General features: G+C 71.1%; 19 protein-coding genes and 1 pseudogene. 8 read left to right on the top strand and 12 right to left on the bottom strand.

The window, feature by feature from the left end:
• The first annotated feature begins 3 nt into the window (after positions 1 to 3).
• Positions 4 to 1,434 (top strand): diguanylate cyclase, encoded by a 1,431-nt coding sequence (locus tag C6W10_RS06875; protein ID WP_107257323.1) that lies wholly within the window; start codon positions 4 to 6, stop codon positions 1,432 to 1,434.
• A gap of 36 nt (positions 1,435 to 1,470) precedes the next feature.
• On the opposite strand, the gene C6W10_RS06870 is transcribed toward C6W10_RS06875, so the two are convergent.
• Positions 1,471 to 2,535: an aspartate-semialdehyde dehydrogenase gene (locus tag C6W10_RS06870; protein ID WP_107257322.1), complete on the bottom strand. Its 1,065-nt coding sequence runs from the start codon at positions 2,533 to 2,535 to the stop codon at positions 1,471 to 1,473.
• A gap of 6 nt (positions 2,536 to 2,541) precedes the next feature.
• Positions 2,542 to 3,807 (bottom strand): aspartate kinase, encoded by a 1,266-nt coding sequence (locus tag C6W10_RS06865; RefSeq protein WP_107257321.1) that lies wholly within the window; start codon positions 3,805 to 3,807, stop codon positions 2,542 to 2,544.
• A gap of 214 nt (positions 3,808 to 4,021) precedes the next feature.
• Between C6W10_RS06865 and C6W10_RS06860 the strand changes: the two genes are divergently transcribed.
• The 3 genes from C6W10_RS06860 (at position 4,022) to leuA (ending at position 7,582) form a co-directional block, all read left to right on the top strand.
• Entirely contained in the window at positions 4,022 to 4,882 is an 861-nt protein-coding gene (locus tag C6W10_RS06860) for a hypothetical protein (RefSeq protein ID WP_107257320.1), read from the top strand.
• A gap of 85 nt (positions 4,883 to 4,967) precedes the next feature.
• The gene (locus tag C6W10_RS06855; RefSeq protein WP_107257319.1) at positions 4,968 to 5,513 is read left to right on the top strand and encodes a nitroreductase family protein; all 546 of its coding nucleotides are present in this window, start codon (positions 4,968 to 4,970) and stop codon (positions 5,511 to 5,513) included.
• 314 nt (positions 5,514 to 5,827) lie between these two features.
• Positions 5,828 to 7,582, top strand: coding sequence for a 2-isopropylmalate synthase (gene leuA, locus C6W10_RS06850; protein WP_107257318.1), 1,755 nt, complete (start codon positions 5,828 to 5,830; stop codon positions 7,580 to 7,582).
• Between the two features lie 148 nt (positions 7,583 to 7,730).
• Here leuA and C6W10_RS06845 read toward each other — a convergent pair whose 3' ends face one another.
• Positions 7,731 to 9,218, bottom strand: coding sequence for an MFS transporter (locus C6W10_RS06845; RefSeq protein WP_107257317.1), 1,488 nt, complete (start codon positions 9,216 to 9,218; stop codon positions 7,731 to 7,733).
• A gap of 135 nt (positions 9,219 to 9,353) precedes the next feature.
• Between C6W10_RS06845 and C6W10_RS06840 the strand changes: the two genes are divergently transcribed.
• From C6W10_RS06840 to C6W10_RS06825, 4 genes and pseudogenes are all read left to right on the top strand, one after another.
• Complete coding sequence (locus tag C6W10_RS06840) at positions 9,354 to 9,989, top strand: HNH endonuclease family protein (RefSeq protein WP_107263728.1); 636 nt, start codon at positions 9,354 to 9,356, stop codon at positions 9,987 to 9,989.
• 32 nt (positions 9,990 to 10,021) lie between these two features.
• Positions 10,022 to 10,252 (top strand): annotated as a pseudogene (locus C6W10_RS06835) (hypothetical protein); the annotation flags it as partial.
• Between the two features lie 85 nt (positions 10,253 to 10,337).
• Positions 10,338 to 10,892 (top strand): helix-turn-helix domain-containing protein, encoded by a 555-nt coding sequence (locus C6W10_RS06830; RefSeq protein ID WP_107257315.1) that lies wholly within the window; start codon positions 10,338 to 10,340, stop codon positions 10,890 to 10,892.
• Positions 10,889 to 11,761, top strand: a complete 873-nt coding sequence (locus tag C6W10_RS06825) for an SRPBCC family protein (RefSeq protein ID WP_107257314.1) — start codon at positions 10,889 to 10,891, stop codon at positions 11,759 to 11,761. Before C6W10_RS06830 ends, C6W10_RS06825 begins: the two co-directional genes overlap by 4 nt.
• A gap of 50 nt (positions 11,762 to 11,811) precedes the next feature.
• On the opposite strand, the gene C6W10_RS06820 is transcribed toward C6W10_RS06825, so the two are convergent.
• The 9 genes from C6W10_RS06820 to C6W10_RS06780 form a co-directional block, all read right to left on the bottom strand.
• Entirely contained in the window at positions 11,812 to 12,933 is a 1,122-nt protein-coding gene (locus tag C6W10_RS06820; protein ID WP_107257313.1) for an ABC transporter ATP-binding protein, read from the bottom strand.
• Positions 12,930 to 14,063, bottom strand: coding sequence for an ABC transporter ATP-binding protein (locus C6W10_RS06815; protein WP_107257312.1), 1,134 nt, complete (start codon positions 14,061 to 14,063; stop codon positions 12,930 to 12,932). Before C6W10_RS06815 ends, C6W10_RS06820 begins: the two co-directional genes overlap by 4 nt.
• A 6-nt stretch (positions 14,064 to 14,069) precedes the next feature.
• Positions 14,070 to 15,047, bottom strand: coding sequence for an ABC transporter permease (locus C6W10_RS06810; RefSeq protein WP_107263727.1), 978 nt, complete (start codon positions 15,045 to 15,047; stop codon positions 14,070 to 14,072).
• A gap of 238 nt (positions 15,048 to 15,285) precedes the next feature.
• Positions 15,286 to 16,290 (bottom strand): ABC transporter permease, encoded by a 1,005-nt coding sequence (locus C6W10_RS06805; protein ID WP_107257311.1) that lies wholly within the window; start codon positions 16,288 to 16,290, stop codon positions 15,286 to 15,288.
• 114 nt (positions 16,291 to 16,404) lie between these two features.
• On the bottom strand, positions 16,405 to 18,072 hold the full coding sequence (locus tag C6W10_RS06800; protein ID WP_107257310.1) for an ABC transporter substrate-binding protein: 1,668 nt from the start codon (positions 18,070 to 18,072) through the stop codon (positions 16,405 to 16,407).
• Positions 18,073 to 18,456: 384 nt separating this feature from the next.
• Positions 18,457 to 19,050: a recombination mediator RecR gene (gene recR, locus C6W10_RS06795; protein ID WP_107257309.1), complete on the bottom strand. Its 594-nt coding sequence runs from the start codon at positions 19,048 to 19,050 to the stop codon at positions 18,457 to 18,459.
• An 11-nt stretch (positions 19,051 to 19,061) separates the two neighbouring features.
• Positions 19,062 to 19,370, bottom strand: a complete 309-nt coding sequence (locus C6W10_RS06790) for a YbaB/EbfC family nucleoid-associated protein (protein WP_234359584.1) — start codon at positions 19,368 to 19,370, stop codon at positions 19,062 to 19,064.
• A gap of 116 nt (positions 19,371 to 19,486) precedes the next feature.
• Positions 19,487 to 19,906 carry an RDD family protein gene (locus C6W10_RS06785; protein WP_107257308.1) on the bottom strand — a complete coding sequence of 140 codons (420 nt, stop codon included), beginning with the start codon at positions 19,904 to 19,906 and terminating at the stop codon, positions 19,487 to 19,489.
• A gap of 61 nt (positions 19,907 to 19,967) precedes the next feature.
• Complete coding sequence (locus C6W10_RS06780; RefSeq protein ID WP_107257307.1) at positions 19,968 to 20,366, bottom strand: DUF2752 domain-containing protein; 399 nt, start codon at positions 20,364 to 20,366, stop codon at positions 19,968 to 19,970.
• Positions 20,367 to 20,399 lie beyond the last annotated feature (33 nt).

Below are 20,399 nucleotides of genomic sequence, written 5' to 3'. Positions count from 1 at the left end.
ACGGTGTCCCACGACCACTCCCGCGTCGTCCGCGACGTGACCGCCCGGCTGCCCACGGCGTCCACCGCCGTCGAGGCGGGCCAGGTGACGGTCGCCACGCTGGGCCGACACACTCCGGGACGGGTCGCCGTGCTGCTCTGGGTCCGCGATCGGCTCCGCTGTGTCGCCGCGACCGGATCGTGGCAGGTTTTCGCCTCGGTACCGGCCGGTGCCGGCACGCCCGGCCGGGTGTACGCCTCGGGCAAGACCGAGACCGTGCCGGACGTGACGAAGGAGCCCGACTACGTACCGTTACGTCCCGACGTACGGGCCGAGATCTGTGCCCCGATCCTCGACCGGACGGGGCAGCCGATCGGGGTACTGGACCTGGAGTGGCCGACCACCGAGGTCGACCTGGACGCCTGGCGGCACACCGTCGAGCGGGTCGCAGCGCTGCTCGGTACCCGGATCGGGCAGCTCGGCGGCCCGCCCGCCGAGACCCGGAGCGAGAAGCTGCTCCGGCACGCCTCCGCGCTGACCGCCGCCGCCACCGAGTCCGACCTGATGACCGCCGCCGTCTCCGCGGCCCGGGACGTCTCCGGGCTCAGCTCGGCGGTCTTCGTCCTGGACGGCACGGCCGGCCCCCGGGTGGCGACCCCGAACCTGGTACCCGACGATCTCGAATCCCGGGTGCACGCCGCGCTGGCCGGCGCCGGCCGATCGGTCCTGGAACGGCTCCGGGCGCACGCGCACGTCTACGGCGCCTCCTACACGCTCGGCGAGGGGCACCATCCGACCACGCCGGACCAGGACGTGCTGATCGCCGCCGGGGTGCGCACCCTGATCTCGGTGCCGCTCGGCCCGACCGAGTTCTGCGGGGTACTGCTGGTCGGCGACACCCGGAGCCTGCGCCCGGACCCGACCACGGTGAACCTGATCGAGCTGCTCGCCGCCCAGTCGTGGATCTGCCTGGAACGGCTGAGCGGGCTGGCCCGGCTGCGTGAGCGGGCCAGCTCGGACCCGTTGACCGGGCTGCGCCACCACGGTTCGTTCGGCGAGCGGATCGCCGAGTCGCACCCGGGCCGGACGGCTCTGCTCGCGGTCGACGTCGACGACTTCAAGGCCGTGAACGACACCTACGGTCACCAGGCCGGCGACCGGGTGTTGGTCGATCTCGCCCGGGCCCTCCAGGGCGCGCTGCGGCACGGTGACGAGCTGTACCGGATCGGCGGTGACGAGTTCGTGGCCGTGGTCGAGGTGCTCCGCCCGGAGGAGGCGGTCGGGATCGCCCAGCGTCTGGTGGAGGCGGCCCGGCGTACCGGCCGGACGGTGAGCATCGGGGTGGCGGTACAGCAGACCGGCGAGCCGCCCGACCTCACCCTGCGCCGCGCCGACGAGGCCCTCTACAGCGTCAAGCGCGACGGCCGCGACGGCGTCCGGCTGGCCGCCGCCTGACCCCCACCGCTGCCGCCCGGAACGTGGGCCCCGCGCTCACCGAGCGGTGGAGAACTCCGCGGCGAGGAGTTCGGCGATCTGGGCGGTGTTGAGGGCGGCGCCCTTGCGGAGGTTGTCGCCGGTCACGAAGAGGTCGAGGGCGCGGGGGTCGTCCACCGAGCGGCGGATCCGGCCCACCCAGGACGGGTCGGTGCCGACCGCGTCGATCGGCATCGGGAACTCGCCCGCCGCCGGGTCGTCGACCAGGATCACCCCGGGGGCGTTGCGCAGCGCCTCCCGGGCGCCCTCCGCGTCCACCTCGGTGCCGAAGACCGCGTGTACGGCCACCGAGTGCCCGGTCACCACCGGCACCCGTACGCAGGTGGCCGAGACCTTCAGGTCGGGCAGGCCGAGGATCTTGCGCGACTCGTTGCGCAGCTTCAGCTCCTCCGACGACCAGCCGCCGTCCCGCAGTGATCCGGCCCAGGGCACCACGTTGAGCGCCATCGGGGCCGGGAACGGGCCGAGGTCGTCGCCGACCGCCTGCCGCACGTTGCCCGGTCGGGAGCCGAGCGCCCGATCACCGGCGATCTTGGAGAGCTGGTCGTGCAGCACGTCCACCCCGACCTGCCCGGCCCCGGAGACCGCCTGGTACGACGAGAGCACCAGCTCACGCAGCCCGTACTCGCGGTGCAGCGGCGCGACCGCGATGATCATCGTCAGGGTGGTGCAGTTGGCGTTCGCGATGATGCCCTTGGGGCGGTTGCGTACCTGCTCGGGGTTGATCTCCGGCACCACCAGCGGCACGTCCCGGTCGCCCCGGAACGCGGCGGAGTTGTCCACCGCCACCGCACCCCGGGAGACCGCGACCGGCGCCCACTGCGCGGAAACCTCGTCCGGCACGTCGAACATGGCGACGTCCACGCCGTCGAACGCCTCGGCGGTCAGCTCCCGTACGGTCAGCTCCTCGCCCCGGCACATCCGCGTCTGCCCCGCCGAGCGCGCCGAGGCGATCAGCCTGATCTCACCCCAGACGTTCTTCCGGGAGGAGAGCAGGTCGCACATGACCGTGCCGACCGCACCGGTCGCCCCTACCACCGCGAGCGTGGGGAGGGTCGTCATCGCGGGCTACCTCCCGGTCCCGGCGTACACCACCGCTTCCTCGCTGCCGCCCAGGTCGAACGCCTCGTGCACGGCCCGCACCGCGGCGTCGAGGTCGGTGTCCCGGCAGACCACCGAGACCCGGATCTCGGACGTGGAGATCATTTCGATGTTCACCCCGGCCTCGGCCAGCGCGGCGAAGAAGCTGGCCGCCACGCCCGGGTGCGAGCGCATGCCGGCGCCGATCAGGGACACCTTGCCGACGTGGTCGTCGTAGAGCAGGCCCTTGAACTTGACCTGCTCCTGCACCTTGCTCAGCGCCGCCATCGCGGTCGGGCCGTCGGTCTTGGGCAGGGTGAAGGAGATGTCGGTCCGGCCGGTGCCCTCGGTCGAGACGTTCTGCACGATCATGTCGAGGTTGATCTCGGCCGCCGCGACGGTCTCGAAGATCCGGGCCGCCGCGCCCGGCTCGTCCGGTACGCCGACCGCCGTGATCTTCGCCTCGCTCCGGTCGTGGGCGACCCCGGTGATAAGTGCTTGCTCCACGGGCAGGTCCTCCGTCGATCCGGTCACCATCGTGCCGGTGTTGGTCGAGTATGACGAACGTACCCGGATCGGCAACCCGGCCCTTCGGGCGTACTCCACGCTCCGCAGGTGCAGCACCTTCGCGCCGCAGGCGGCCAGTTCGAGCATCTCCTCGTAGGTGATGGTCCTGATGTGCCGGGCGTTCGGCACGATCCGCGGGTCGGCGGTGAAGACCCCGTCGACGTCCGTGTAGATCTCGCAGACGTCCGCGCCGAGCGCCGCCGCCAGGGCCACCGCGGTGGTGTCCGAGCCGCCCCGGCCCAGCGTGGTGATGTCCTTGGTGTCCTGGGAGACGCCCTGGAAACCGGCGACGATCACCACCGCGCCCTCGTTGAGGGCCGCCCGCAGCCGGCCGGGCGTGACGTCGATGATCCGGGCCCGGCCGTGCACCGAGGTGGTCAGCACACCCGCCTGCGACCCGGTGTAGGAGCGCGCCTCGTAGCCGAGGTTGTGGATCGCCATCGCCACCAGCGCCATCGAGATGCGTTCACCGGCGGTGAGCAGCATGTCGAGTTCGCGGCCGGGCGGCAACGGGCTGACCTGGTTGGCCAGGTCGAGCAGCTCGTCGGTGGTGTCACCCATCGCGCTGACCACGACCACCACGTCGTCGCCGGCCTTGCGGGCGGCGACTATCCGCTCGGCCACCCGCTTGATCCGCTCGGCGTCGGCGACCGACGATCCGCCGTACTTCTGCACGACCAGTGCCACGACGGTGCTCTCCTTCCCCTGGGCCGGGCGAGGCGCACGGCCCTGAGCGTGCCGACGCCGCCGGGTCGAGACCGGCGGCGCCGTGTGAGACCAACTCAGGGTACCGGCCCGCGTCGTCGCCCCGACCAGGCGTTCCCACCATCCGACCCGCCGCGACACGCGAGGGTAGCTGGACTGACCGCCCGTTCCCGGGGTATACCCCGAGAATGGCGAGGTGCATTCCGGCGTAGCCCCCCTGTTCGGCACGCTCCTGCTGGCCGGGTCGGTGTTGCTCGCCGGCTGCGGCACGGCGGACCCGGCGCCGGCCGCGACCACCCCCGCCCCGGTGGCGAGCCAGCCGGCCGAGGCGCGGGACGAACTCGCGGCGCTCGCCGCCGCCGCGCAGGACCGCCACCTGACCGCCGTCTACACGCTGACCGCATCCGGTCAGCCGGACCGGTCGATCTCGGTGGTGCGGGCGGCGGACGGCTCCTGGCGGGTGGACGTCCCGGGTGGTGCGCTCGGCGGCAGCGCCGACGTCTCGCTGGCGCAGAACGGCTCCGGCCTCTTCCAGTGCGCGCTCCCCTCGGCCGGGCAGCCGGACTCGGGCTGCGTACGGGTGGCCGGGCCGGACCAGCCGCTCGACCCGGCCATCGATCCCCGGCTGCGGCACCCGTTCACCGACTGGCCGGAGGTCTTCACCGACCGGCAGGCCCCGCTCTCGGTCTCCGTCGCGGCGCTACCGGGCGCCAAGGGCAGGTGTTTCGCGGTCGAGTCGACCTCGGCGTCGGTCAGCCCGCCGCTGGATCCCGGCATCTACTGCTACGCCCCCGACGGCACCCTGACGGCGGCCCGGCTGCCCGCCGGCACCCTGACCCTGGCCGGTACGCCGACCGCCGCCCCGGCCACCGTCGCGTTGCCCGGCCCGCTGGTCGACCGGGAGCCGCTGCCGGTCGCCGGACCGCCACCCGGCGACCCGACCGACAACGGCGGGACCGACAGCGGCGGGACCGGCGAGGACGGGAGCCCGGAAGAGCAGGGCGGCGGGACCGGAGAGAACGGCGGGACGGCAACATCGCCGAGCGACGGCGGATGATCTTCACTCACGTTATGGGTGCGCTTGGTCACGTCAGGTGACCCCGGTGTGGGGACAGAGCGCCCGATACGGCACACTCGGCACCATGGCCCAGCTCTCCCCGTTACTGGCGACCCGGTGGAGCCCGCACGCCTTCGACCCGGTCGCCGACCTCACCGACGCCGAGGTCGCGTCCCTGCTGGAGGCGGCCCGCTGGGCCCCGTCCGCCGACAACACCCAGCCCTGGCGCTTCCTGGTGGGCCGCCGCGACGACGAGGCGTTCAAGCGGATCCTGACCAACCTCTCCGTCGGCAACCAGCGCTGGGCGGGACGGGCCTCCGCGCTGCTGCTCGGCGCGCACGCCACCACCGGGCCGACCGGCGGGCCGCTCCCGCACGCCGCGTACGACCTCGGTCAGGCGGTGGCACATCTCACGGTCCAGGCCACCGCGCTGCGCCTCTACGTACGGCAGATCTCCGGCTTCGACGCCGCCGGGCTCCGGGTCGACCTGGAACTCTCCGCCGAGGTACGCCCGCACGTGGTGGTCGCGGTCGGCCGGCTCGGTGACCCGTACTCCCTCCCCGAGGACCTGCGGGCCCGGGAGATCGGCCTGCGCCAGCGCCGCCCGCTGGCCGAGCTGATGCTGCGCTGACCCGCCCGGCGCACCCCTCACCACCTGGGCCTTTCTCAAATTGCGGACTACGCTTACCCGATCGCTCGTCGAGCGCTTAAGGTGACTTTGTCATGTGGCAGGCCCTGCTCCTTCGCTGCCGCGACGAGGCTTCCCAGGCCGGCACCTCGTCGCGGAGTTGAAGCGCGCCGTCCTGCATTCCGGCCGGACCCCGTTGCGGCCAGCCTCTTTCCAAGATCCGACGCGCAGGTCCGACACCCGGATCCGGCTCGAAGATCTGACATCTCGATCTGACACTCGGCGCTCACGCCACATGACCACGGGAGCTTTCCGCCATGGCACAACCTGCCGGCACCACCACCGACGGTGATCCGATAGCCCGGCAGCGGCCCAGCCGCATGCCGTTCCAGCGTTACCAGCCCTACCACCAGCAGTTCGCGATCGACCTGCCCGACCGGCAGTGGCCGACCCGGCGCATCGAGGCGGCGCCCCGGTGGTGCGCGGTCGACCTACGAGACGGCAACCAGGCCCTGATCGACCCGATGTCGCCGGGGCGCAAGCGGCGGATGTTCCAGCTCCTGGTGCAGATGGGCTACAAGGAGATCGAGGTCGGCTTTCCGTCGGCCAGCCAGACCGACTTCGACTTCGTCCGGCAGCTGATCGAGCAGGACCTGATCCCGGAGGACGTCACCATCCAGGTGCTGACCCAGTGCCGGGAGCACCTGATCGACCGCACCTTCGAGGCGATCCGGGGTGCGCGGCGGGCGATCGTGCACTTCTACAACTCGACCTCGACGCTCCAGCGCCGGGTCGTCTTCGGGCTGGACCGGGCCGGGATCACCGACATCGCCACCTCCGGCGCCCGGCTGTGCCAGAAATACCACGAGATCCACGCCCCGGACACCGACGTCTTCTACGAGTACTCGCCGGAGTCCTACACCGGGACGGAACTCGACTACGCCCTGGAGGTCTGCGCCGCGGTGATCGAGGTCATCGACCCGACCCCGGACCGGCCGCTGATCATCAACCTGCCGGCGACCGTCGAGATGGCGACCCCGAACGTCTACGCCGACTCGATCGAGTGGATGCACCGCAACCTGCCCCGGCGCGAGAGCGTGATCCTCTCCCTGCACCCGCACAACGACCGAGGCACCGGGGTCGCCGCCGCCGAGCTGGGGCTGCTGGCCGGGGCCGACCGGGTCGAGGGCTGCCTCTTCGGCAACGGCGAGCGCACCGGCAACGTCGACCTGGTCACGCTGGGGCTGAACCTCTTCTCCCAGGGTGTCGACCCGGAGATCGACTTCTCCGACATCGACGAGATCAAGCGGGCCGTCGAGTACTGCAACCAGCTGCCGGTGCACGAGCGGCACCCGTACGCGGGTGACCTGGTCTACACCGCCTTCTCCGGTTCGCACCAGGACGCGATCAACAAGGGCTTCGACGCGCTGCACGCCGACGCGGAGACGGCCGGGGTGCCGGTCGACCGGTTCGGCTGGGCGGTGCCCTACCTGCCGATCGACCCGAAGGACCTGGGCCGCACCTACGAGGCGGTGATCCGGGTCAACTCGCAGTCCGGCAAGGGCGGCGTGGCCTACATCATGAAGACGGAGCACCACCTGGACCTGCCCCGGCGGCTCCAGATCGAGTTCTCCGGGGTCGTGCAGCGGGTCACCGACGACGGCGGCGGCGAGGTGGAGCCGGGCCGGATGTGGCGGCTCTTCGCCGAGGAATATCTCGTCGACCAGCAGCGGGAGCCGGCGGTCCAGGTCGAGGGCTACACCATCGGCACCGCCGACGGCAAGGTCGAGATCGAGGTCGACGCCCGGTTCGGCGGCGAGAGCCGGTCGCTCTCGGCAACCGGTAACGGCCCGATCGACGCGTACGTCAACGCGTTGCAGGCGCTCGACGTGCGGGTACGCGTCCTCGACTACCACGAGCACGCGATGTCCTCGGGCGGCGACGCCCAGGCCGCCGCGTACGTGGAGTGCGAGGTCGACGGCCGTACGGTCTGGGGTGTCGGTTTGGACCCCAACATCGTGACCGCCTCGGTGCGCGCGGTGACCAGCGCCGTCAACCGCGCCCTGCGCTGAGCCACCCGACCCACCGAGCCAGGGGTCACGCCCTGCCCCGAACAGCCGCGTCGTGCGGGCCGGACCGGTGATCCCGGCCGGCCCGCACGATCCGGCACGCCGCCGCCGACGTGCCCGCCCGATCCGGGGGGCACGCCTGTCGGCACCGCTACGAGCGACGCCGTCCCGCCGCCGACCGGTCCGCATTCCGGTCCGGTTCGTGCTGGTGGGTCGGGGGCGGCGGCAGGGTCGGGCAGGGGCGGGACTTCTTCGGCTCCCGCTCCGGCCGGCGCACCGCCACGGCGGCGAGCAGCGCGCCGAGCACCATCAGCCCGGCGGACCAGAGCACCGCCTGCCGGTACGCCGGGGTGAGCTGGCCGGAGCGGGCGTATCCGCCGCCGGAGAGGCCGACCACCAGCGGCAGTGCGGAGACGGCGACCAGTCCGCCGACCCGGGACGCCGCGTTGTTGAAGCCGCTGGCCGCGCCGGCCAGCCGGTCCGGGGCGGCGGCGAGCACGGAGGCGGTCAGCGGGGCCACCACCAGGGTCATGCCGAGCCCGAAGAGGGTGATCCCGGGCAGGATGCCGGTCCAGTACGCCTCGCCCCGGCTCACCCCGTGCAGCAGGAAGAGCCCGGCGGCGGCGACCAGCGGGCCGACGGTGAGCTGTGGCCGTGGGCCGATCCGGGAGGCGAGCGCGCCGGAGCGGGCCGAGCCGACCAGCAGCAGTACGGTCATCGGCAGGGTCGCCAGGCCGGTATCCAGGGCGGAGTAACCGACGACGTTCTGGAGATAGACGGAGAAGAAGAAGGTGAGCCCGGTCAGCGCGGCGTAGACCAGCACGGTGTAGACGTTGAGCACCCCGAAGAGCCGGCTGGCGAAGAGGGTCGGCGGGAGCATCGCCCGCTCGCCCCGGTGCCGTTCGAGCAGCACGAACCCGACGGCTGCGGCGACTCCGAGTACGGCGGCGCCGACCACCTGCCCGGAACCGGCTCCGAGCTGCTGCGCCTCGATCAGCGCGTACGTGACGCCGGCCAGGCCGAGCGCGCCGAGCAGCGAGCCGGCCACGTCGAACCGGGCTGCCGGGGCGCCCTCGGCCCGACTCTCCGGGGTCCAGCGCAGCGCGGCGAGGATCACGATCACCGCGAGCGGGAGGTTGAGGAAGAAGATCGCCCGCCAGGAGAGCGTGTCGATCAGCCAGCCGCCGAGGAACGGGCCGAGCGCGGTCGACACGCCGGCCAGGCCGGACCAGGCGCCGATCACCCGGCCCCGCTCGTCCGGGTGGAAGCTGGACTGGAGCAGGGCGAGCGAGCCGGGGGTCAGCAGCGCACCGCCGAGTCCCTGGAGGAAGCGGGCCACGACCAGCCACTCGACGCTCTGCGCCGCGCCGCAGAGTACGGAGGCGGCGGTGAAGGCGAGCACTCCGGCGAGGAAGACCCTCCGTCGCCCGACCCGGTCGCCGAGCGCCCCGCCGAGCAGCACGAAGGCGGCCAGGGTCAGCAGGTAGCCGTTGAGCGTCCACTGTAGGCCGGCGGTGCTGGCGTGCAGTTCGGCGCCGAGGTGTGGCAGGGCCACGTTGACCACGGTGGCGTCCAGGAAGACCATGCCGGAGGCGACGACGGCGGCGAGCAGGGTGCCCCGGCCGGCCGTACTGGACATCCGCAATGGGGCTGACGAGTCACTCACGGTGTCAATCTGCCCTGCCTGTGTCGTAAGATGCCGCGAAACGCCGGAACCTGCGTCGGCTGCCCCGGCGCCGGTCTACACACCTCGCGAGCTGGAAGCGTGCCGTTCATCCGTACCAGATCACTAGCACGGTCGGGAACAGCGGCCGTGCTCGTCGGCCTGCTCGCGGCCGCCGCCGCCTGCGCCCCGGTTGAGAGCCCGGCACCGGAGCCGTCCGGGCCGGCCGACACCCAGGCCCAGCTCGACCAGCTCACCGTGGCGAGCGCGGGGTCGATGCGGGGTTACAGCCGGGAGCGTTTCCCGCACTGGCGCAACGCGGGCAAGAACTGCGACGTCCGGGACACCGTGCTCCAGCGGGACGGCACCGGCATCAAGCTCTCCGGGTGCAACGTGGTCGGTGGGCGCTGGTCGAGCCGGTACGACAAGCGAACCCTCGCCGACCCCTCGGACGTGGACATCGACCACATGGTGCCGCTGGCCAACGCCTGGCGGTCGGGTGCCGACGAGTGGGACGACGACAAGCGGGGCGACTTCGCCAACGACCTGGACCGGCCGCAGTTGGTGGCGGTCTCGGCGAGCTCCAACCGGGCGAAGGGTGACCAGGACCCGTCCCAGTGGAAGCCGTCGAACCGGGACGACTGGTGCCAGTACGCGGAGGACTGGATCGCGGTCAAGCACTACTGGCGACTCTCGGTGACCTCCGGCGAGAAGGCCGCGCTCGACGACATGCTGGGGAGCTGCTGATGGGCGAGACGGGAACCGCCGCGCAGAGCACCGACATCACCGCCGGCCCCGGTGGGGTGATGACCGACGAGGTCGGGGTGATCACCGGCGAGTTGACGCTCCGCACCGAGCTGGACGGGAAGGACGCCGTCCTGCGGGTGCAGTACAAGGACGCCGCCGAGTGGTACGCGGTCACCGGCGGGCGGGCGGCGCTGGCCGACCCGGCCGACCTGGTCGCGGTGCACACCGTCGCGGTCGGCCTGCTCAACCGCCCCGAGGGCTGACCCTCCACCGCCACGATCGGACCCCGATCGGCTTTCGCGTGCCCAATTGACAAAATCAGTTTTTACGTACAGGATGATTTTTGCCATGAGAGACGTGATGTACCTGGAGCAGATCGAGCAGGCCGAGACCCTGCTCAAGCCGCAGCGCATCGAGGTGCTGCGGCAACTGGCCGAGCCGCGCACCTGCACCGAGGTGGCGAACCAACTCGGCCAGACCCCGCAGCGGGTCTACTACCACGTCAAGCGCCTGGTCGAGGCCGGCCTCGTCGACCAGGTCTCCGAGCGCAAGGTGCGGGGCATCTCCGAGGGGATCTACCAGGCGAGCGCCCGCTCCTACTGGCTCTCCCCCCGGCTGGTCGGCCGGCTCGGGCTGCGCAAGGCGCAGGACGAGATGAGCCTCGGCTACCTGCTCAACCTGATGGAGGAGGTCCAGGCCGACATCGCCGCCCTCGACCGGACCGCCCCGGAGCTGCCGTCGATCGGCGTCTCCGGCGAGATCCGGGTGCCGGCGGAACAACGCCAACAGTTCCTCACCGACCTACAGACCGCACTGCAAGAGCTGTTCACCCGCTACGGCGGAGCCGAGGGCGACGCCTTCAAGCTCGCCGTCGCCTGCTACCCACATGGAGGCACCACATGACCGCACCGCTGAACCTCCGCGCCCGCGCCGCCGCCCCGGTGAAGACCGTCTGGCAGGCGCTGACCGACGCCGCCGAGCTGCGCGTCTGGCTCGCCGAGCACGCCGAGGTCGAGCTGCCGCACCGGTACGAGTTCTGGGGCCGGGACGTGCCCGAGGGCGACGCGCCACACCAGCGGCTGCGCCACGTCGGCGAGCAGAGTCTCCGGTTCGACTGGCTACTGGACGGCGAGGAGACCAGCACCGAGATCACCCTGACCGAGGAGAGCCCGGACTCCACGATCATCTCGCTCTCCCAGACGCACTGGAGCTTCCAGGACGTGATGACCGGCGCGAGCATCCGGGGCGTGCTCCAGACGTACTGGTCGCTGGCGATCGCCAACCTCGTCGACCACGTCGAGGGGCGACCGCTCACCCCGAGGACCGACTTCACCTCGGCGACGCTCCGCGAGGAGATCGTCATCGACGCCTCTCCCGAGGCGGTCTACGAGTCGCTGACCGACTCGGCCAAGGCCAGCGAGTGGTTCGGCTACCCGATCGGGATCGAGCCCTTCGTCGGTGGCCGCTACGCGATGGGCGGCTTCGACAACAACCCCAACCCGGCCAAGGTGCTCGACCTGACCCCCGGCCGGGCGATGACCGTCGACTGGGGCCCGGCCGGGGTGGTGAGCTGGGAGCTGGAGGGCAGCGGAGGAAAGACCAGGCTCTCCTTCGTGCAGAGCGGCTTCGACCAGCCGCCGTACGCGGCCTGGACCGGGTGGCTCAGCGGCCTCGCCGAGCTGCGCCGCTATCACGAGCTGGCCGACTGGCGGCCGATCTGGGTCTACGACCCGACCGACAACGTGCCGGCCGAGGCCCACGCGGAAAGCTGACAGCACGACAGCCCCGGCCCGCCTGCTACCCCGGGCCGGGGTTGTCGTGTTCAGACGAACGAGCCCGGCTCGCTCGGCGCGGAGACCACGCCGGGCGCCTCGCCCTCGTCCTCCGGCCGGACGATCTGCACGCTCACCCTGTGCGGCCGGATCTCGCCGCTGGCGATCTGCTCCGCCCAGTGGCAGGCCACCCGGCTCTCGCCGATCGGCCGCAGCACCGGCCGTTCGTCGGCGCACCGGGTCGGCTGCGCCCAGGGACAGCGGGTGTGGAAGCGGCAGCCGGCCGGCGGGTTGGCCGGCGAGGGCAGGTCACCGGCGAGCAGGATCCGCTCCCGGCGGTCCTCCAGCTCCGGGTCCGGCACCGGCACCGCCGACATCAGCGCCCGGGTGTACGGGTGCAGCGGCTCGCGGTAGAGCCGGTCGCTCGGCGCCTCCTCCACCAGCGCGCCGAGATACATCACGCCGACGACGTCGGAGATGTGCCGGACCACCGCGAGGTCGTGCGCGATCACCAGATAGGTCAGCCCCAGCTCGTCCTGTAGCTCGTCGAGCAGGTTCACCACCTGGGCCTGGATCGAGACGTCCAGCGCCGAGACCGGCTCGTCGGCGACGATCAGCTCGGGGCCGAGCACCAGGGCCCGGGCGATCCCGATGCGCTGCCGCTGCCCGCCGGAGAACTCGTGCGGATAGCGGGACAGCGCCCACTTCGGCAGCCCGACCGCGTCCAGCGTCTTGGTGATGATGTCCCGCCGGGCGGCCCGGTCGGCACCGATCCCGTGCGCCTGCAACCCCTCGACCAGGATCGACTCGACGTTCTGCCGGGGGTCCAGACTGGACATCGGGTCCTGGAAAATCATCTGCATCCGGCGGCGCATCGCCCGGAGCCGGTTCGGCGGCAGCCCGGTCAGCTCGACGCCGTCGAAGTTCACCTGCCCGCCCGTCGGCCGGGTCAACTGGAGCAGCGCCCGGCCGAGCGTCGACTTGCCGCAGCCCGACTCGCCGACCAGCCCGTACGTCCTGCCGCGCGGGATGGAGAGGTCGACCCCGTCCACCGCCTTGACGTGCCCGACGACCCGGTCGAAGAGCACGCCCCGGGTGATCGGGAAGTGCACCTTCAGATCCCGGACCTCGACCAGGTTGCCGGACTGCCCGGTGGCCTTCACGTCGGTCATGCCGACTCCTCCTCGCGCGCGGCGGGCAGCTTCGCCTGCTCGTCCACCGGTACCGGCACATCCTCGGTCGTCGTCGCCGTCGCCTGCGCCGGGATCACACCCGCCACCTCCGGCTCCGCCGCCTTCGGCGAAGCCGGCGCGGTCGAGGCCGATCCGAGCGGCGGCACCGGGTTGACACACCGGTACGTGCGATCGGTGTGGGTCAGCGCGAGCTGCGGCGGCTGGCCGAGGCATGCCTCCACCTGCCGGTCGCAGCGGGGCGCGAAGGCGCAGCCGTCGGCCCAGGGGAGTACGTCCCGGACCGAGCCGGGGATCGGGGAGAGCCGCTCGCCCCGGCCGGCGTCCAGTCGCGGGATCGACCTCAGCAGCCCCACCGTGTACGGGTGCCTCGGCTCGGCGAAGAGCGGCTTGCGTCGGGCCGTCTCCACCACCCGGCCCGCGTAGAGCACGTTGACGGTGTCGCATATCCCGGCGACCACCCCCAGATCGTGCGTGATCATGACCAGGGCGGTACCGGAGTCGCGTACCAGATCCTTGAGCAGCTCCAGGATCTGCGCCTGGATGGTCACGTCGAGCGCCGTGGTGGGCTCGTCGGCGATCAGCAGCCGGGGCCGGCAGGCCACCGCGATCGCGATCAGCGCCCGCTGGCGCATCCCGCCGGAGAGCTGGTGCGGATATTCCTTGAGCCGGCGGCTCGGGTCCGGGATGCCGACCCGGTCCAGCAGGTCGGCGGCCTCCTTGCGGGCCGCGTCACCGCCGAGCCCACGGTGCCGGGCGAGTACCTCGGTCACCTGCCGGCCGATCGGGATGACCGGATTCAGCGAGGAGAGCGGGTCCTGGAAGATCATCGCGATGTCCCGGCCCCGGATGTCCCGCATCGCCCGCCGGTCCACCCGGAGCAGGTCGGTGCCGTCGAACGAGGCCCGGCCCTCGACCGAGATCCCGGGCTGCCGGGGCAGCAGCCCCATCAGCGCCAGCGAGGTGACGCTCTTGCCGCAGCCGGACTCGCCGACCAGACCGACGACCTCGCCCGCGTCCACCGAGAAGGAGACCCCGTCGACCGCCCGCACCGTACGCTTCCCGCGTTGGCGGAACGTGACGGAGAGATCGTCCACATCAAGCAGTGCCATGACAGATCACTTCCGCAGCTTCGGGTCGAGGGCCTCACGCATCGCCTCACCGAGCAGGGTGAAGCCCAGCGCGGTGATGATGATCGCCACCGCCGGATAGATCGCCAGCGCCGGCCGGATGCCCAGGTACGGCTGCGCGTCGGCGAGCATCACGCCCCACTCGGGAATCGCCGTGTCCGGGTTGCCGAGACCGAGGAAGGAGAGCGCGGCCGCCTCGATGATCGCGGTGGCCAGGGTCAACGTCGCCTGCACGATGACCGGGGCCAGCGAGTTCGGCAGCACGTGGCCGAGTGCGATCTTGGATCGGCGTACCCCGAGCGAGGTCGCGGCGAGCACGTAGTCGCTGTTCGCCTGGGCGATCATCGCGCCGCGCAGCAGCCGGGCGAAGACCGGAACCGAGACCACACCGACCGCGATCATCACGGTGGTGAGGCTGGCGCCGAGCAGCGCCGCGATGCTGACCGCGAGCAGCAGGCTGGGCAGCGCCAGCATCATGTCGACGATCCGCATCAGGGTGGTGTCGACCCAGCGCCCCCAACGCCCGCCGAGCCCGGCGGCGGCACCGGCGACGCCGCCGACCAGGGCGCCGATCGCCAGACCGATCAGCGTGGAGACGACGCCGACCAGCAGGGTCTGCCGGGCTCCGACGATCAGCCGGCTGAACTCGTCCCGGCCCTGGTGGTCGAAGCCGAGCCAGTGGTCGCCGGTGGGGCCGGGGATGATGCCCTGCCCCGACTTGACCAGACCTTCCCGGATCCCGACGGTGTCGGTCGGCCCGTACGGCACGAAGAACGGCCCGACGATCGCGACCAGCAGGAAGATGCCGAGTACGACGGTGCCGACGATCGCGGCCGGGTTGCGCCGGAGCCGGCGGAACGCCTCCTGCCAGAGGCTGACACCGCGCTCCTCGTCCCGGGCGGCGGAGAGTTCGCCGAGCCGGTCGAGCTTCTCGGCCTTTTTCCTGGCCCGTTCGGTGATCGTCATCGGGCCCACCATCCGTTCGCGGCTGCCGTGCTCACGCGCTGCGTCAATGTCCTCATGGGAGCAAGCTCACTCCTCGCGCTCACCGGAGCCAGCCCTCTGCTCGCGACTGCGGGGCTCGCAAGCTCACTCCTCGCGCTCACCGGAGCCAGCCCTGCGGGGCTCGCAAGCTCACTCCTCGCGCTCACCGGAGCTTGCCCTCTGCTCGCGACTGCGGGGCTCGCAAGCTCACTCCTCGCGCTCACCGGACCCTCACTCTCGGGTCGATCAGGCTGTAGGAGAGGTCGACCAGCAGGTTCACCAGTACGAAGAGCACGGCAATGATCATGATGAAGCCCATCAGCACCGGATAGTCCCGCTGGCTGATCGAGTCGGCGATGAACGCCCCGATGCCGCTGAACGCGAAGACGGTCTCGGTGAGCACCGCGCCGGAGAGCAGGCCGCCGGTGAGCAGGCCGATCGTGGTGGCCACCGGCAGCATGGCGTTGCGCAGCACGTGCCGGCGGCGTACCACCCGCTCGGTCAGGCCCTTGGCCTCGGCGGTCCGGACGAAGTCCTCGCCGAGCACCTCCAGCACGCTCGCCCGGGTGATCCGGACGATGATCGCCAGCGGGATGCTGGCCAGGGCGAGACCCGGCAGCACGAGGTGCCAGAGCGCGTCGGCGGCGGCGTCCCACTCGCGGGTGAGTAGTCCGTCCAGGACGAAGAAGTTGGTGATCCGGGTCGCGTCGATGGTCGGATCCTGCCGGCCGCTGGCCGGGAAGAGGTGCAGGTTCTCCGCGAAGATCGCCTTCAGCACGTACGCCAGGAAGAAGACCGGGATGCAGACCCCGATCAGCGATCCGGCCACCGAGACGTGGTCGAGGAGCCGGCCGCGACGGCGGGCGGCGAGGTAGCCGAGCGGGATGCCGACCGCGATCGCGATGATCAACGCGGTGACGGCCAGTTCGACGGTACCCGGAAAGCGTTGCAGGAACTCGGTGGTCACCTCGCGCTTGGTCGAGATCGAGGTGCCCAGGTCGAGCCGGAACATGCGCTGCATGAACCGGCCGTACTGCACCAGGATCGGCTCGTCCAGTCCGAGGTTGTCCCGGATCGCGGCGCGCATCTCCGGGGTGCCGCGCTCACCGAGGATCGCGGTCTCCGGGCCGCCGGGCAGCCGGTGCAGCCAGATGAACAACAGGATGGAGAGCCCGAAGAGCGCGGGTATCAGCTGCAACAGGCGTCTGACGATGAACCGGAACACTGGCGGCCTCTGGCGGGGTGCGGAGGGTCGCGCGGGCGGGCGCTCGGCTGATCTCCGACCGGGGTCTACCGGCCGGGATCAGGGCGCGCCCGCCCGCGATCCCTTTTCTCTATGTCAGGACTTGAACTCGGCGGTGGCGAACCGCTCGTCGGTGAGCGGGCTCGCCTTGACGCCGGTCACGTCCTTACCGAACACGATCGCCGGCGGCGAGTGCGAGATCGGCACGCCCGGCAGGAACTTCATGATCTCGGTGTTGAGCTCCTTGTAGAGCTCGTACCGGGCGGCGGCGTCCGCAGTGGTGTCGGCCTTCTTGAACAGGTCGAACAGCGCCTGGTTGTTGAAGCCCCACTCCGGCTTCGGCCGGTCGAAGAAGGTGCCGATGAAGTTGTAGCCGTCGCCGTAGTCACCGGTCCAACCCAGGAAGTGCAGGTCGTGCGCGGTGCCCGTACCGGTGGCGTTGAGGTAGTCCGGGGTCCACTTCAGCGGAATCGGCTGAATCTTGATGCCGACCGCCTGGAGGTCCGCCGAGAGAAGCTCGAAGAGGTCCTTCGGGTTCGGCATGTACGGCCGGGTGACCTCGGTCGGGTAGTGGAATCGCAGCGTCAGGTTGCTGGCGCCGGCCTCGGCGAGGAGCTGCTTGGCCTTCTCCACGTTGTAGTCGTACGTGGGAACCTGCGGGTTCCAGCCCTCGACCGTGTCCGGCATGAACTGGGTGGCGACCTTGGCGCCCGGGGGCAGCTTCGAGTCGACCAGCGCCTGCCGGTTCAGGGCGTGCGCGATCGCCTGCCGGACCCGGATGTCGGCGAGCTTCGGGTTGCCGCCGGTCTGGTTCATCGCCAGGTAGAGGACGTTGAACGCCGGGCGGGTCAGCATGTTGAAGCCCTCGTTCTTCAACGGCTCCACGTCGGCCGGACCGACCAGGTCGTAGCCCTGGATGTCCCCGGAGCGAAGCGCCTGCTTGCGGGCGTTCTCGTCCGAGATGGTCTTGAAGATGAGGGTCTTCAGCTTGGCCTTCTGCGCACCGCTGTATTCCTCGTTCCGCTCCAGGGTCAGCGTCTTGTTCGCGACGTCCCAGGACTTGAACTTGAACGGCCCGGTGCCGGTCGGGTGCTCCATCGCGTACGACGGGTACTGGATGTTGTCGGCGCTACCGCCGATGGTGCTGGCCTGGTACTGCTCCAGCGCCTTCGGGCTGTGGATGGAGAACGAGGGCAGCATCAGCGCGGCCGGGATCTTGCTGGAGACGCGGCTGAAGGCGAGGTCGACGGTGGTCGCGTCCTTCGCCGTGCAGGACTTGAAGAGGCTCTCCGGCAGGTCCTTGCGCTCGTTGGCGGCGAAGCCACCCATCACGTCCTGCCAGTACGGCGTGACGTCGGGGCTCTGCATCAGGCCCTTGGCGTTGTACCAGCGGTTGAAGTTGACGCAGACCGCTTCGGCGTTGAAGTCGGTGCCGTCGTGGAACTTCACACCCGAGCGGAGCTTGAAGGTCCAGACCGTGCCGGTCGCGTCCGGGGTCCAGCTCTCGGCCAGACCCGGCGTGATCTTGGTGCCACCCTCCTCGGGGCGGACCAGCGTCTCGAAGACCTGACGGGCGACCCGCAGTGACTCGCCGTCACTGGCCAGGCTGGGGTCGAGCACCTTCGGGTCACCGGCCACGCCGAAGACCAGGGTGTCCTTCTGGCTTGCGCCCGAATCGCCGCGGTCGCTCTCGGCACAGCCGGCTACCGCGAGGGCCGCGACCGCTACGGCCGCGATGGCGACCTTCGGTCTTGGTGCACGCATGGTGCTTCACCTCGTCCTGTGGATACGACAAACGCGGTGACGGGGGCCACCGATGGCGAGACATTAGCCGCCGGGCGGACCGGGCGGAAACGGGCCGCGAATGGGTTGGTACCGGATCGTGTCTTAAGCGTCATGACACCGGCGACAGAGCGTCGCGCATGGTCGACAATCGTGGCGTTTGTCCGGATCTGGCTATGCGAATTTGTTACATCGTCCGTCGGGTTGATCCCCACCGATGTCAGACATACGGCGGTCTCCGACGGCTCGGAACCGCGCCGGACGAAGCCGGTCGAAGGCAGCACGAGGCCGGCCCCAGCCGGGACGGGGATCCGAGAAAGCTGGACGGCGGACGGCGGACGGCTCGGCGGGATGCCGGACGGCCGGTCAGACGGCGCGGCGGCCCTCGAAGGCCCGGCCCAGGGTGATCTCATCGGCGTACTCCAGGTCGCCGCCGACCGGCAGGCCGCTGGCGAGCCGGGTCACCGAGATGCCCATCGGCTTGACCATCAGGGCCAGGTAGGTCGCGGTGGCCTCACCCTCGGTGTTCGGATCCGTGGCCAGGATCAGCTCGCGGACCGAGCCGGTGCCGAGCCGGACCAGCAGTTCGCGGATCCGCAGGTTGTCGGGGCCGACACCCTCCAGCGGATTGATCGCGCCGCCGAGCACGTGGTAGCGGCCCCGGAACTCGCCGGTCCGTTCGATCGCCACCACGTCCTTGGGCTCCTCGACCACGCAGAGCACCTCTTCGGTACGGCGTGGATCACGGCAGACCCGGCACTGCTCGGACTCGGCGACGTTGTAGCAGACGGTGCAGAACCGCACCAGCTCCTTGGCCCGGCGCAGCGCGGTCGCCAGCCGGGTGACGTCGGCCGGATCGGCCGAGAGCACGTGGAACGCGATCCGCTGGGCACTCTTCGGACCGACCCCCGGCAGGCGCCCCAACTCGTCGATCAGATCCTGGATCGCACCCTCGTACATCGCGGGGTGGCTCAGAAACCGGGCAGGCCGAGGCCGCCCATGCCGCCGGTGACCGGGCCCATCTTCTCCTCGGTCAGCCTGCGTACCTCGTCGTGGGCGTTGTGCACGGCCGCGAGTACGAGATCTTCCAGGGTCTCCACGTCCTCCGGGTCGACCGCCTTCGGATCGATCTTGATGGCCTTGACCTCGCCGGCACCGGAGATGGTCACGGTGACCAGCCCACCCCCGGCCGTACCGGTGAGTTCCGCCTCGGCCAGCTCCGCCTGCGCGGCGGCGAGCTGCTGCTGCATCTTCTGCGCCTGCTTCATCATCTGCTGCAGGTTGGGCTGTCCACCCGGGCGCACGGCGACTCCTCGGTTGCGGAAACTGGTCGCGTCCAGCCTAGTCCGGCCGGCCGCGGGCGCTTCGACGGCCCGCGACCGGCCGGCGCGTCGTCTCAGCCGACGACCACGGTCCTCATGATCTTGTCGGCGATGGTCTGCCGCTTGGCGTCCCAGAGCGGGAAGAGGTAGCCGATGTAGCAGATGATGCCGTCGACGAAGTGCGCCAGATCCCGCAGGAACGCCTTGCCGGCACCGATCGGTTCCCCGGCCGTCGCGTCGATCAGCCGGATGGCCAGCGCCCGCTTGCCCCAGCTCTGCCCGGTCCTGCCGGTCATGTACCACCGGTTGTAACCCCAGAGCGCGAGCGCCAGCGCCACGAAGACCCAGTAGAGCGGGCCCTCACCGGTGACCTCGCCCGTCTCCGGGTCCACGCCCGAGCGGTCGAAGACCGCGGCGACGATGTAGAGCGGCAGAACCACGAGCTGGTCGATGATGTGGGCGCCGAACCGCGGCCCCCAGGTGGCGTACTTCAAGTGGTGCTCCTCGAAACGAAGGGTGTGGAAGAAACGAAGGCTGTGGAAGAAGGGTCGTGGCTCAGCCCAGGCCGAGCCGGTGTAGCTGGAACAGCCAACTCGCGCCGGCGAGCAGGCCGGCGCCCCATCCCGTACGCCGCCGTGCCCGGTCGGACCAGCCCACCGGCGGCGGCAGTACGCCGGACGCCCGTAGGAGGAGCAGCGGCGGCACGGCGGCGGTGAGCACCGCCAGGCCGACGATCAGCGGGTTGGCCGCCACGGCACCGGCCAGGTCACCCCGGACCAGGGCGACCGCCGCCGTGGTCAGGCCGCAGCCCGGGCACGGCACCCCGGTCAGCGAGCGCAGCGGGCACGGCAGGCGCAGGCCGGTCGTGTCGGTCAGGTACGGCCACGCCGTCGCGGCGACCGCCACGCCCAGACCGAACACGCCGAGCCGCTCGGGTACCGAGAACTCGCGCACACCACACTCACAGCAGAATCACAGAAAACCGGG

It is taken from the genome of Plantactinospora sp. BB1, assembly GCF_003030385.1.
Classification (GTDB): Bacteria; Actinomycetota; Actinomycetes; order Mycobacteriales; family Micromonosporaceae; genus Plantactinospora.
This window is presented reverse-complemented; position numbering and strand designations above follow the sequence as displayed.

What these genes read in the sequence shown, in the direction of transcription:
- C6W10_RS06830 (WP_107257315.1), top strand. Translation starts at nt 10,338, where the DNA reads ATGAGAGACGTGATGTACCTGGAGCAGATCGAGCAGGCCGAGACCCTG.
- C6W10_RS06800 (WP_107257310.1), bottom strand. Translation starts at nt 18,072, where the DNA reads ATGCGTGCACCAAGACCGAAGGTCGCCATCGCGGCCGTAGCGGTCGCG.
- C6W10_RS06820 (WP_107257313.1), bottom strand. Translation starts at nt 12,933, where the DNA reads ATGACCGACGTGAAGGCCACCGGGCAGTCCGGCAACCTGGTCGAGGTC.
- C6W10_RS06855 (WP_107257319.1), top strand. Translation starts at nt 4,968, where the DNA reads ATGGCCCAGCTCTCCCCGTTACTGGCGACCCGGTGGAGCCCGCACGCC.
- C6W10_RS06845 (WP_107257317.1), bottom strand. Translation starts at nt 9,218, where the DNA reads ATGTCCAGTACGGCCGGCCGGGGCACCCTGCTCGCCGCCGTCGTCGCC.
- C6W10_RS06810 (WP_107263727.1), bottom strand. Translation starts at nt 15,047, where the DNA reads ATGACGATCACCGAACGGGCCAGGAAAAAGGCCGAGAAGCTCGACCGG.
- C6W10_RS06825 (WP_107257314.1), top strand. Translation starts at nt 10,889, where the DNA reads ATGACCGCACCGCTGAACCTCCGCGCCCGCGCCGCCGCCCCGGTGAAG.
- C6W10_RS06870 (WP_107257322.1), bottom strand. Translation starts at nt 2,535, where the DNA reads ATGACGACCCTCCCCACGCTCGCGGTGGTAGGGGCGACCGGTGCGGTC.
- C6W10_RS06815 (WP_107257312.1), bottom strand. Translation starts at nt 14,063, where the DNA reads ATGGCACTGCTTGATGTGGACGATCTCTCCGTCACGTTCCGCCAACGC.
- leuA (WP_107257318.1), top strand. Translation starts at nt 5,828, where the DNA reads ATGGCACAACCTGCCGGCACCACCACCGACGGTGATCCGATAGCCCGG.
- recR (WP_107257309.1), bottom strand. Translation starts at nt 19,050, where the DNA reads ATGTACGAGGGTGCGATCCAGGATCTGATCGACGAGTTGGGGCGCCTG.